This is a genomic window from Streptomyces sp. 147326, assembly GCF_045000215.1.
Taxonomy (GTDB): Bacteria; Actinomycetota; Actinomycetes; order Streptomycetales; family Streptomycetaceae; genus Streptomyces.
Genome location: NZ_CP134201.1, coordinates 2,717,013 through 2,729,664 on the forward strand (window position 1 = coordinate 2,717,013; position 12,652 = coordinate 2,729,664).

Genomic DNA, 12,652 nt, shown 5'->3' on the forward strand with positions numbered 1-12,652 from the left:
CGGCCGTCGGCTTTTTGGCCGTACGAGATCAGATGTCGAGGCCGGTCAGGACCAGGACTCGCTCGTACGTGTAGTCGTCCATCGCGTAGCGGACGCCCTCGCGGCCCACACCGGACTGCTTGACGCCGCCGTACGGCATCTGGTCGGCGCGGTAGGACGGCGCGTCGCCGACGACCACGCCGCCGACCTCGAGCTCGCGGTGGGCGCGGAACGCGGTCTGGATGTTCCGGGTGAAGACGCCGGTCTGCAGACCGAACTTCGAGTCGTTCACCGCGGCGAAGGCCTCGTCCGTGTTCTCGACCCGCTGCAGGGTCAGGACCGGGCCGAAGACCTCCTCGGTGGCCAGCTTGACGCCCTCGGGCACGTTCGCGACGACGGTGGGCTCGTACGAGGCACCCTCGCGCTTGCCGCCGGTGAGCAGCTTCGCGCCGGCGGAAACGGCCTCGTCGACCCAGGACTCGACACGCTGGGCGGCGGCCTCGGAGACGAGGGGGCCGACGTCGGTGGCGGAGTCGGAGGGGTCGCCGGTGACCTGCGCCTGGACCTTCGCGACGACCTTCTCGACGAGGCGGTCGTAGACGGAGGCGTCGGCGATCACGCGCTGCACGGAGATGCAGGACTGGCCGGCCTGGTAGTTCGAGAAGGTCGCGATGCGGGTCGCGGCCCAGTCGAGGTCGGCCTCGGAGGACCAGTCGTCCAGGACCACGGCCGCGGCGTTGCCGCCGAGCTCCAGCGTGCAGTGCTTGTGGGGCACGGACTGCTGGATGGCGTAGCCGACGGTGTCGGAGCCGGTGAAGGAGATGACGGGCAGACGCTCGTCCTTGACCAGGGCCGGCATCTTGTCGTTCGCGACCGGCAGGACCGACCAGGAGCCGGCCGGGAGGTCGGTCTCGGCGAGCAGCTCGCCCAGGATCAGCCCGGAGAGGGGCGTGGCCGGGGCGGGCTTGAGGATGATCGGCGCGCCGACGGCGATGGCCGGGGCCACCTTGTGGGCGCACAGGTTCAGCGGGAAGTTGAACGGCGCGATGCCGAGGACCGGGCCCTTGACGAAGCGGCGGGTCAGCGCGAGACGGCCGACGCCGCCGGCGTCGGTGTCGAGGCGCTGGGCCTCTCCGCCGTTGAAGCGGCGGGCCTCTTCGGCGGCGAAGCGGAACACGGACACCGCACGGCCGACCTCGCCGCGGGCCCACTTGACGGGCTTGCCGTTCTCGGCGGAGATCAGCTGGGCGATCTCCTCGGTGCGCTCGGCGAGCCGCTTGGACACGTGGTCCAGGGCGGCGGCCCGTACGTGGGCGGGCGTCGCGGAGAACTCCGCCGTCACGGCGTACGCCGCGGCCACGGCCTCTTCGACCTGCTCGTCGGTGGGCACGCTGACGGCGGCGACCAGCCGGCCGTCCCACGGGGAGTGGACGTCGAAGCTGTCCTCGCCGGTGGCCTGGCGGCCGGCGAGCCAGAAGGCGTGGGTGGAAGTCATGCGAATCCCGGCCCTTCGGATGTGTGCGGTGGGCTTGTCCCCTCCACCGTAGGACTCCGTCGGCGTTTCGGCGTTTGTCCCTGATGGAGCGGCGGGTCGCCGCCCTTCGCCGCTTTGTCACTGTCGCCAGCCCGAAACCGAGCCTTCTTTCACCCCGCCGGCGCTTGAGGCGCGGGGTCGGGGGCGGAGCCCACCGGCGTATGGGGCGCGGGGTCCGGGGCGGAGCCCCGGGTCGTCCAGCCCCGCCGGCGTTTGAGGCGCGGGGTCCGGGGCGGAGCCCGGGAAGGAGGACCCTCGGCCGTGCCGGAACGGGCGGGCGGGCGGCTACGACGGGGCGGCGGAGGTGGCTTTGAGGGCGAGCCACAGCTCCATGCGGACGTCCGGGTCCTCCAGGGATCGGCCGAGGATCTCCTCGACCCGCTTCATCCGGTAGCGCAGGGTGTGCCGGTGCACACCGAGGTCGGCGGCGGCCGCGTCCCACTGCCCGTGGCGCGAGAGCCACGCCTGCAGCGAGGCCACCAGGTCGCCGCGCCCGGTCGCATCGTGCTCGCGCAGCGCCCGCAGCGTGCCGTCCGCGAAGGCCCGTACCGCGTCGTCGGCCAGCAGCGGCAGGACCGAGCCCGCCGCCATGTCCTCGTGCTCGACCATCGGCCGCCCCCGCCGGCGGGCCACGGCGAGCGCCTGGTCGGCCTGCTTGAGCGCCGCCGCCACGCCGTCCGGGCCGGCCGGGGCGGACAGGCCGACCACCAGTTCGTCCGGCTCGGGCCCGGCCGCGTCCCGGCCGCGCCGCGACTCCAGCGCCTCCGCGTGGTCCACGCACGCCTGTACGGCCGGGCCCGCGTCGGAGGCCAGGACAACCAGCCGCCCCGGCTCCGGGACCACCAGCAGCGCCTCCCCGGTGCGGGCGGCCGCCGACTCCACCGCGTCGGCGAGCAGCGCCAGGCCCTCGGGCTGCGCGGTGCCCGGCAGCGCCGGCTCGGCCACGATCAGCCGGAACGGCGCCTCCAGCAGGGACCCGTACAGGTCACCGGCGACCGACCGGGCGTGCTCCGCCTCGCCCGCCAGCAGCATCCGCAGCACCGCCGCCCCCAGCCGGGACTCGGCGTCGTGCAGCGAGCGCGACCGCTCGGTGGTGAGGGTCAGCAGGGCGACCGCGGAGTGGACGGCGTACCGCTCGGCCGTGCCCAGTGGGGCCCCGGTGCCGACGGCGAGCGCGCCCCGCGCCCGCCGGCCCGTGCCCAGGGACTGGAGTTCGACCCGGTCCTCCGAGCCGCCGACCACGGCGCTGGCGGGCGCCGGCCGCTCCCGCAGCCGCTCCACGTCGGGGGTCAGCCGGGCGGCGCGCCGCGCGGCCCAGTCGGGGGCGGCCGCGACGACCGCGCCCGAGGTGTCGTACAGCGCGGCCCACCCGTGCACGTGCGCCGCCAGCTTCGCCAGCAGGTCGGTGGGCCCGTCGGCGGAGAGCGCGGCGCGCGTCAGCTCCCGCTGCGCCTCGAAACCGGCGGTCACGGCCCGGTACTGGTCGGCCGCGAGGGCCGCGGAGACGGCCTTGCTGATCGCCAGGAAGGGGGTCCGGCGCGGCACCTCCAGCAGCGGCATGTCCTCGGTGCGGGCGGCCTCGACGAGCGCCTCGGGGATCGCCTCGTAGTTCACGCCGATCGCGAAGCCGATGCCGACGACCCCGGCCGCGGCGAGCCGGCGTACGTAGCGGCGCATCTCCTCCGGGTCCTCCGCGTCGAGCTTCATCGCGGTGATCAGGAGCAGCTCGCCGCCCTCCATGTACGGGACGGGGTCGGCGAGCTCGCTGACGTGGGCCCAGCGCACGGGGGTGTCCAGGCGGCCCTCCCCCGCCCGGACGCCGAGCTTGAGCGCCGAGTGCTGGACGAGTGAGGCGAGGGTGAGCGGCATCGGTTACCAGGGGCCTTCGCGGGAGGGGCGGCGGCGGAGGGGCTACGGCGGTCTGCGGGCACGTCTTCCGGCGCGGGTGCGCGCCGGAAGAAGAGGAGCAGAGCAGCCGCGGGCGCTTTTCGCCTTAACGTATGAACGACTCCCCTCGATTCTGCCACCCCGTACGGGTGGGGCGCGGGTCAGGCCGCCGGCCCGGACCCGCCCTCAGCCAGTCGGACCAGCAGCGGAGCCGCCCGTTCCCCACGGACCGAGGTCAGCGAGAGCACCGCGTGCCCGGGCGGCACGGCGTGCGCCAGGTCCGAGGCGGACCACCGCTCCCGCTCCACCTGCCGCACGGTCACCGCGTCGGTGGTGACCGCCTTGCCGGTGACGAGCTTGCGGAAGGCGTGCATCGCGCGGGTCAGCGGCTGGTCGGCGAAGACGGTGCGGTGGGTGACGTCGCGGGTCTCCACCCACTCGGTGCCCCAGGCCTCGGCGAACCGCTTGCCGTCCCAGGTGGTGACCCCGGAGAAGGCCATGCGGCAGCCGACCGCCCCGAGCAGCGGCGTCCGCAGCGCCTCGGGTACGTCGTCCAGCGTGCGCAGCGTGAGCAGGACGCCCGCGTGCGCCGAGCGCAGCCGCTGGACACCCCGCACGGTCTCCGCGGTCAGGGTCCGCGAAGCGTCGTCGAGGGCGAGGAAGGCGAAGAGGGAACGGTCGGTGCGGGCGGCGACCGAGGCGTTGAACTGGGCGAGCAGCAGCCGGGCCAGGATCCGGGAGGCGTCGGCGTGCCCCCGTTCGGGCAGGTCGATGCGGACGCGCAACGGGTGTTCGAGGGCGCGCAGCGAGAACGGCCGCCCCTGCCCGGTGGTGTCGAAGAACCCGGCGAAGGTGGGCCGGTCCAGCAGGGCCACCCGGTCGGCGAGGGCCGGTCCGGGGTCGCCGTGGGCCCCGTGCTGACGGGTCCGGGCGTCGAGCTCGCGCAGCATCGCCTGCTGCCCCCCGCCGGCCGGCCCGAGGTCGCGGCGCAGCGCCTCGAAGGCGGCGGGCACCTGGTCGAGCAGTTCGCGCAGCTCGGGCACGGCCGGGAAGCGGCCGTACGCCGCCCGGAACGGGCCGAGGAGCTGGGCGAGGGCGGTCGCGGCCCGGCGCACGTCGATCCCGGGGGCGTCCCCGACGAAGGCCTCGGCGAGCAGGGTGGCGGCCTCGTCGGGGTCGGTGGCGCCGCCGTAGAGGTCGAGGTCGTAGACGGAGGCGGGGTCGCCGATGCGGACCACGACGTCGTAGGCGTCGTCCGGCCCGAGCTCGGCCCCGGCCGCGCCGACGGCGACGACGGCGGCCTGGCCGGCGAGCGCCTGGAGCGCGAGGGACTCGACGACGGGCCTCACCAGGCGCCGGGTCTTGCCGCTGCCGGAGGGTCCGACGGCGAGGAGCGAGGTGCCGAGCACGTCGGGGTCGAGGGCGAATCCGGTACCGCGGCGGGCGTACGGGTTGCGCACGCCGTCCTCGACGGTGCCGAGCAGCACCTGCCGGGCGAGCAGGTCGTGCCGGGCGGCCCGCACGGGCAGGTCCCGCGCACCGGACGGGTGCACGCAGGCCCCGGCCCCCTTGTCGCGCACGGCGTCGCCGAAGGCCCGCATCCGGGAGGGGTCGACGCGTACGGAGTCCCAGGCCCGCCGGATGCGCGCGTAGTCCACGTCGTTCATCTTCCCGCCCCCGGCCTCCCCCTCCAGCCGATCAGCCGCCTCCCCCATCCCAACGGCCCTCAACTGGGGCCACCGCGCGGGATCGTCCGGGCCGCCCGCCACGGGGCCTGCCGGTCCGGCGGAGTGCAGGGGCCCCGCGGCGCGGCTGCGGAGCGCACGGCGGCCCAGTTCGGGCCAGCGGCCGAGGCGCCCGAAGCCGATCACCAGGACGGTGGCGACCACGGCGTACCAGATGTAGGAGGCCACGACGGACGGCAGCGTCCCGGCCCAGGAGTCGGGAGTGAACATGTAGAGCGGCCAGAGCCAGAACCCGCCGAGGTAGCCGTTCCACAGCAGGGACCAGAGCAGCAGCCCGGCCAGCAGGGAGATCAGGGCCCCGCTGATCAGCTGCCGGGTGGGTGTCTCCTCGGGCTCCTCGGCGGCCCGCGGCACATGTCCGTACGTCCACACGCCCGGCCCGTCCGAAGAGCGCGGGAAGCGTAGCCAGTCCCCCAGCGTCGGCCCGGCCGACGGCGCGTGGGACGGCTTCGGAGGGAGGCCGGGGGGTGGCGGGGCGGCCGGTCTCGGGATGTGCCCGGTGTGGCCCGGACGCGTCTCGTGCGTGCCGTCGGTGTCCATGAAACCCCTGCCCCCTGACCGTGCCTGCGCTGCTGCGTCGCTCAATGTAGTGGTCGTCGGCGCCCGGCGGGTGTACCCAAGTCGTGTTCGCCTCAGTGGTCATGACGCACAATTGAGACCGCAGCGAGCACGAGGGGTGGGCGATCTCGCTGGTGCACGTGCATGGCATCGAGAACAGGGACAGGGAAGCTTTCGAGCAGCGTCGCGTGGTGCTGGAGGCGCTGTTCCGCCCGGCACCTGCTTCCGGCGACGGGATGCGACGCCGAGCCCAGCACGGTCCTCGGTCCGTGATGGGGCGGGGACCCCTCCCCTGGCCTGGAACGGGGCTTCGCTGCGGCGGGCCGGACCGGAGGTCCCGGGCGGGGCCGGCGCCGGGGGCGACGAGGACCCCGTCCGCCGCGCACCAATAGCCGCCCCTCCACCCTGGAGGACGCGGACGCCCGCTGGAGCCTCGCCCGGTGGCTGGTGGAGGCTGGGATCGTCACCCAGGTGACCGTACGCAACGCCCATGCGTTCGAAACCCCGCTCGCAGGGCTCCGCGAGGGCCTTATCGCAGACGCCCTTCGGCAGTGGGGCCGCGAGACCGCCGGCGGGAACCGGCTCCGCCCCACGACCGGCACTCGATCAGGAGCTGCTGGCCCTGGTCCGCGACCTTGAGCGCGTCGTGGAGGCCAGCACCCACGGGGGGTGAATGACGGAGCTCTATGGCCGTCGCGGACAAGGACACGCTGAGATCACTACCGAACGGAGCATGCAGGACCCCGGCCCCCGGGCCTAGCCTGCGGACAAAGACACACGTGCGTCCGAAAACACCCCCAGGAGCCCTCTATGACCGCTGTCCCGCAGGAGCGCAAGATCGTCACCGCGATCCCCGGCCCCAAGTCGCAGGAGCTGCAGGCCCGCCGCCTCCAGACGGTGGCCGGTGGCGTGGGCTCCGTGCTGCCCGTCTTCACGGCCCGCGCCGGCGGCGGCATCATCGAGGACGTCGACGGCAACCGCCTGATCGACTTCGGCTCCGGCATCGCCGTGACCTCGGTCGGCGCCTCCGCCGAGGCCGTCGTGCGCCGCGCCTCCGCGCAGCTCGCCGACTTCACCCACACCTGTTTCATGGTCACCCCGTACGAGGGCTACGTCGAGGTCTGCGAGGCGCTCGCCGAGCTGACCCCCGGTGACCACGCGAAGAAGTCGGCCCTGTTCAACTCCGGCGCCGAGGCCGTCGAGAACGCCGTCAAGATCGCCCGTTCGTACACCAAGCGCCAGGCCGTCGTCGTCTTCGACCACGGCTACCACGGCCGCACCAACTTGACGATGGCGCTGACGGCGAAGAACATGCCGTACAAGCAGGGCTTCGGTCCGTTCGCCCCCGAGGTCTACCGCGTCCCGGTCGCCTACGGCTACCGCTGGCTCACCGGCGCCGAGAACTGCGGCCCCGAGGCCGCCGCCCAGGCGATCGACCAGATCACCAAGCAGATCGGCGCCGAGAACGTCGCCGCGATCATCATCGAGCCGGTGCTCGGCGAGGGCGGCTTCATCGAGCCGGCCAAGGGCTTCCTGCCCGCGATCGTGAAGTTCGCCAACGAGAACGGCATCGTCTTCGTCGCCGACGAGATCCAGTCCGGCTTCTGCCGCACCGGCCAGTGGTTCGCGTGCGAGGACGAGGGCATCGTCCCGGACCTGATCACCACCGCCAAGGGCATCGCGGGCGGTCTGCCGCTCGCCGCCGTGACCGGCCGCGCCGAGATCATGGACTCCGCCCACGCGGGTGGCCTGGGCGGCACCTACGGCGGCAACCCGGTGGCGTGCGCCGGTGCGCTCGGTTCCATCGAGACCATGAAGAAGCTCGACCTCAACGCCAAGGCGAAGAGGATCGAGTCGGTCATGAAGGCCCGCCTGACGGCCATGCAGGAGAAGTACGAGATCATCGGCGACATCCGCGGCCGCGGCGCCATGATCGCGATCGAGCTCGTCAAGGACCCGGTCTCCAAGACCCCGTTCCCGGAGGCGGCCGGCGCGCTCGCCAAGGCCTGCCACGCGGAGGGCCTGCTCGTCCTCACCTGTGGCACCTACGGCAACGTGCTCCGCTTCCTCCCGCCGATCGTCATCGGCGAGGACCTGCTGAACGAGGGCCTGGACCTCATCGAGGCCGCGTTCGCCGCCATCGGCACGGACGTCTGAGCGGACGCCTAGAACGTCCGAACGCAGCGCCCCCTCCCTACCGGCGGTAACGGGCGGGCACTGTGAAGAAGCTGTGGGGGGCCGATGGCGGGAGCGCGATCCTGCTGTCGGTCCCCCTTCTGCTGCCGTACGGTTTCTGCAGATGAGTGAGACACCCCGCTCACGGGAAACCGAGGGCGACACCAGTACCGGGCTTCCCCAGCACCGTATTGGGCATGCGTTCGCGCACACTCCTCACCGATCGGACAGCCGTTCGCCCCAAACCCCCCGGGGCGTGCGGCAACCCGATCCGGGCGGCCGTCCCGGAACCATCCCCCCTGTTCCGGGACGGCCGGCCATTCCTCTCCTGATCGCCGCCGTCTGCGGCCTGCTCTTCTTCCTGGTTACCTGGCAGGTGCTGGTCTCCGGCCCGCTGCTGGAGCCGGATCACGCGCTGAGCCGCGCCCTGGTGCGCACGGTCCCGGACTCCGTCACCGAACGCCTCTCGGACCTCGGGAACATCCCGGTCGCCGTGCCCGTCCTCGCGCTCGCCATGGCCTACGCCGCGTGGCGCGGCCGGCGCCTCGCCGCCGGGGCCGCGGGCCTGGCCATGGCCCTGGTGCCGGCCCTGGTCATCCCGTTCAAGGTGTGGACCGCCCGGCCCGGCCCCCTGGAGCCCTGGGCCGCCGGCTACTTCCCCTCGGGCCACACGGCCACCGCGGCCGTCGCGTACCTCGGCGCGGCCCTGCTGGTCCGCCCGTACACCCGCCGCCCCTGGCCGACGGCCGCCGCCCTCGTGCTCACGGCGGCGACGGCCGTCGGGCTGATCCTGCGGGGGTGGCACTGGCCGCTGGACGTGCTGGCCAGCCTCCTGATGTGCACGCCCCTGCTGCTCGCGGTGGGCTGGGTCAGCCGCCGAAGTAACCGTCGAAGTTCCGGCTGAACTCCCAGCCGCCGAAGCGGTCCCAGTTGATCGACCAGGTCATCAGGCCGCGCAGGCCGGGCCAGGTGCCGTGGGTCTGGTAGCTCCCGCAGTTCTGCTTCTTCGTGAGGCAGTCCAGGGCCTTGTTCACCTCGGCCGGCGGGGTGTGGCCGTTACCCGCGTTGGTGGTGGCCGGGAGGCCGATCGCTACCTGTTCCGGACGCAGGGCCGGGAAGACGCGGGCGGTGTTGCCGGCGACCGGGAAGCCGGTGAGCAGCATGTCGGTCATGGCGATGTGGAAGTCCGCGCCGCCCATGGAGTGGTACTGGTCGTCGAGGCCCATGATCGAGCCCGAGTTGTAGTCCTGGACGTGGAGCAGGGTGAGGTCGTCGCGCAGGGCGTGGATGACCGGGAGGTACGCGCCGGCGCGCGGGTCCTGGCCGCCCCAGGGGCCTGAGCCGTAGTACTGGTAGCCCAGCTGGACGAAGAAGGTCTCCGGGGCCATGGTCAGGACGAAGTCCGGGCCGTACCTGGCCTTCAGGGTCCTGACCGCCGAGATCAGGTTCACGATCACCGGCGTGGTGGGGGCCCGGAAGTCGGTGTCGCCGGTGGCGAGGGAGAGGGAGTGGCCCTCGAAGTCGATGTCCAGGCCGTCGAGGCCGTAATCGTCGATGATCTTGCTGACGGAGGAGACGAAGGCGTCCCGGGCGGTGGTGGTCGCCAGCTGCACCTGGCCGTTCTGGCCCCCGATGGAGATGAGGACCTTCTTGCCGGCGGCCTGCTTGGCCTTGATCGCGGCCTTGAACTCGGCCTCCGACTCCGCGTTCGGGCATTCGGCGACCGGGCAGAGCCGGAAGCGGATGTCGCCGGAGGTCACCGAAGTCGGTTCGCCGAAGGCGAGGTTGACGACGTCCCAGGAGGCGGGCACGTCGGCCATGCGGACGTAGCCGGAGCCGTTGGCGAAGCTCGCGTGCAGGTAGCCGACCAGCGCGTGCGCGGGCAGGCCTCCCCCGCCGCCACCGCCGCCGGTCGTGGTCGCGGAGGCGGGAGCGCTCTTCGGGGACTCGCCGGCCGCGTTCACCGCGCTGACCCGGAAGGTGTACGTGGTGGACGCGGCGAGGCCGGTCACCGGCGCCGGTGCGGAGGTGACGGAAAACGGCGCGGCGCCGTCCCGGTGGACGGTGTACGAGGTGGCTCCGGGCACCGCCGACCAGTTCAGGGAGACCGAGCTGGACGAGGTGGCGGAGGCCGTCAGGCCGGTGGGGGCGGCCGGGGGCTGGGGCTGGCCGGGGCCGCCGGGGTCGGGGCCGACCAGGGTGAGGTCGTCGGTGAGGTGGGAGGGCTGTCCGTACCAGCCGTGCGTGTAGACCGTTACCGAGGTCGTCGACGGGCCGGTGCGGAAGGTGGTCGTGAGCTGTTTCCACGCGCCAGGGGTCTGCGTCCAGGCCGACACGTCGGTGGTGCCGGTGCCGCTCGCGCCGAGGTAGACGTACGCGCCCTGCACCCAGGCGGCCAGCGTGTACGAGGAGTCGGGTTTGACGGTGACGCTCTGGGAACAGCGTGCGTTGTCCTGTCCGGCCGGGGTGGCCCTGAGCGCGGAACTTCCGCTGTGGACGGGTGTGGTGACGACGGCTCCGCTGCCCGCCGAGCAGCTCCAGCCGTCGAGGCCGGCCTCGAAGCCGCCGTTGCGTACGAGGTCGGCGTCCGCCGCCGCGGCGGGCGGTCCCGCGGCGAGGAAGCCGGCCGCCGCCAGGGCGAAGGCCGTAAGGATGGACCAGGTTCTGCGCACAACTGCCTCCGGGGCATGGGGGGATGGAGGGGGTCAGCGGCGCCCAAGATGGTCCAGACCAATACCCTTGTCAAGAGGTCCGGCCCTCCCCTGCGAGCACGCTCGCGGCCGCCTCGTGCATCGCGAGCTCCAGCACGGCCGGGTCGGTGAGGGTCCCTTCCCCGTCCGGGAGCACCGCCCAGCGCACCCCGCCGGTGGCCCGGCCGGGATACGGGACGACGATCCAGGTCCCGCGCCCGGCGCCCCGTACGCCCGTGCCGAGCCAGCGGGACGCGGTGCCCGCGGGCACGAAGAAGCCCATCCGGGAGTCGCCGAAGTCGGCGAGCACCGGGCCGGGCCGGTCGGTGATGAGCCGCAGTACGTCGAGGGTGGCCTGCCCCAGGTCCCCGGGCAGGATGAGCACGTCCCACCGCCGGCCGGCGGGCAGCAGGACGACCCCGAGGGGGTTGCGCTCCCACTCCCACCGGCAGGCATCGGGGTCCGGCGCCACCGATACCAGCCATTCCACTGCCGTCTTGGCCCCCGGGAACGTCATCGCCCGGCCTCCGTTCGTCTCGTGCGCGGTGAAGGGTTCTCACCGGGAGAGAGCGGGGCCGGGCGCGACTATGACGCGGGTTTCGTTACTCCATGGTAGTGAATCGGGTCACACGGTGACCGGCGGTGTGCGCCGGGGGCGCGTGCGTTCAGCTGTCGAAACCGAGGCCGAAGCGGTCCAGCGTGCGGAGCCACAGGTTGCGGTGCCCGCCGCGGCGGTCGGCGCGGGCCAGCGACCACTTCGTGAGGGTGATCCCGGTCCAGGCGAAGGGCTCGGGCGGGAACGGCATCGGCTTGGACTTCACCATCTCCAGCCGGGTGCGCTCGGTGTCGAGGCCGTCGAGCAGGTCCAGCATCACGTCGGCGCCGAACCGGGTGGCGCCCACCCCGAGCCCGGTGTAGCCGGCCGCGTAGGCCACCTTCCCGGAGTGCGCCGTGCCGAAGAAGGCGGAGAAGCGCGAGCAGGTGTCGATGGCGCCGCCCCAGGCGTGGCTGAACTTCAGCCCCTCCAGCTGCGGGAAGGCGGTGAAGAAGTGCTCCGCGAGCTTGAGGTACGTCTCGGGGCGGTGGTCGTACTCGGAGTCGAGCTTCCCCCGGTAGGGATAGATCGCGTCGTAGCCGCCCCACAGGATCCGGTGGTCCTTGGTGATCCGGAAGTAGTGGAACTGGTTGGCGCTGTCGCCGAGCCCCTGCCGGTTCTTCCAGCCGATGGCGGCGAGCTGGGCCTCGTCCAGCGGCTCGCTCATCAGCGCGTAGTCGTAGACCGGAACCGTGAAGGGACGGATCCGCCTGACCAGCGAGGGGAAGATGTTGGTGCCCAGGGCGACCCGGCGGGCGAGGATCGTGCCGTACGGGGTCTGGACGGCCATTCCGGTGCCGACCGCGGACATCTTCAGGCCGCGGGTGTTCTCGTAGATCCGCACCCCGAGGTCGAGGCAGGCCTGCTTGAGGCCCCAGGCCAGTTTCGCCGGATTGAGCATGGCGACGCCGTCGCGGTCCCAGAGGCCCGCGAGGAAGGTCGGCGAGTCGACCTCGGCGCGCAGGGCGTCGGCGTCCAGCCATTCGGAGCCGCCGGCCAGGCCGAGGCGCTGCGCCTCCTCGTGGAGTTCGCGCAGCTCCTCCACCTGGTGGGGTTCGGTGGCGACGTCGATCTCGCCGGTCCGCTCGAAGTCGCAGTCGATGCCGTAGCGGGTGACGGCCTCCTCGATGGCGTCGAGGTTGCGGGCGCCGAGTTCCTCCAGCCGGGCGAGCTCGTCCGGCCAGCGGGCCACCCCGTTGGCGAGCCCGTGGGTCAGGGAGGCGGCGCAGAAACCGCCGTTGCGCCCGGAGGCGGCCCAGCCCGCCTCCTTGCTCTCGATGAGTACGACGTCCCGCCCCGGGTCGCGCTCCTTGGCGAGCAGCGCGGTCCACAACCCGCTGTATCCGCCGCCGACGACCAGCAGGTCACAGCGCTCGTCCGAGGTCAGAGCCGGCTGCGGCGCGGGCTTGCCGGGGTCGTCCAGCCAGTACGAGACCGGCTTCGCTTCGGAAAGGGATTTCGCAACACTACGCATGGCGACTGGGGCCAT

The 12,652-nt window shown here is 73.1% G+C and carries 8 protein-coding genes; 2 read left to right on the forward strand and 6 right to left on the reverse strand.

Translation table 11 applies throughout. The annotated features are described in order from the left end of the window. Positions 1–28 precede the first annotated feature (28 nt). The 3 genes from RIU97_RS11725 to RIU97_RS11735 all read right to left on the reverse strand — a co-directional run bounded on the left by RIU97_RS11725 (position 29) and on the right by RIU97_RS11735 (position 5,685). On the reverse strand, positions 29–1,474 hold the full coding sequence (locus tag RIU97_RS11725; RefSeq protein ID WP_404955938.1) for an aldehyde dehydrogenase family protein: 1,446 nt from the start codon (positions 1,472–1,474) through the stop codon (positions 29–31). 324 nt (positions 1,475–1,798) lie between these two features. Next, a complete protein-coding gene (locus RIU97_RS11730) occupies positions 1,799–3,382 on the reverse strand; it encodes a PucR family transcriptional regulator (RefSeq protein WP_404955940.1) in 1,584 nt (527 codons plus the stop codon). Positions 3,383–3,561: 179 nt separating this feature from the next. After that, positions 3,562–5,685, reverse strand: a complete 2,124-nt coding sequence (locus tag RIU97_RS11735) for an ATP-binding protein (protein ID WP_404955942.1) — start codon at positions 5,683–5,685, stop codon at positions 3,562–3,564. A gap of 828 nt (positions 5,686–6,513) precedes the next feature. On the opposite strand from RIU97_RS11735, the gene gabT reads away from it, so the two are divergent. Together gabT and RIU97_RS11745 are read left to right on the forward strand one after the other, a co-directional pair. After that, the gene (gabT, locus tag RIU97_RS11740) at positions 6,514–7,860 is read left to right on the forward strand and encodes a 4-aminobutyrate--2-oxoglutarate transaminase (RefSeq protein WP_404955944.1); all 1,347 of its coding nucleotides are present in this window, start codon (positions 6,514–6,516) and stop codon (positions 7,858–7,860) included. A 142-nt stretch (positions 7,861–8,002) separates the two neighbouring features. After that, complete coding sequence (locus RIU97_RS11745; protein WP_404955947.1) at positions 8,003–8,782, forward strand: phosphatase PAP2 family protein; 780 nt, start codon at positions 8,003–8,005, stop codon at positions 8,780–8,782. Here RIU97_RS11745 and RIU97_RS11750 read toward each other — a convergent pair. The 3 genes from RIU97_RS11750 to RIU97_RS11760 all read right to left on the reverse strand — a co-directional run bounded on the left by RIU97_RS11750 (position 8,748) and on the right by RIU97_RS11760 (position 12,652). Next, positions 8,748–10,532 (reverse strand): chitinase, encoded by a 1,785-nt coding sequence (locus RIU97_RS11750; RefSeq protein WP_404962815.1) that lies wholly within the window; start codon positions 10,530–10,532, stop codon positions 8,748–8,750. The genes RIU97_RS11745 and RIU97_RS11750 overlap by 35 nt on opposite strands. Before the next feature lie 88 nt (positions 10,533–10,620). Beyond that, positions 10,621–11,085 carry a hypothetical protein gene (locus RIU97_RS11755; protein WP_404955949.1) on the reverse strand — a complete coding sequence of 155 codons (465 nt, stop codon included), beginning with the start codon at positions 11,083–11,085 and terminating at the stop codon, positions 10,621–10,623. 148 nt (positions 11,086–11,233) lie between these two features. Then, the gene (locus RIU97_RS11760; RefSeq protein ID WP_404955951.1) at positions 11,234–12,652 is read right to left on the reverse strand and encodes an NAD(P)/FAD-dependent oxidoreductase; all 1,419 of its coding nucleotides are present in this window, start codon (positions 12,650–12,652) and stop codon (positions 11,234–11,236) included.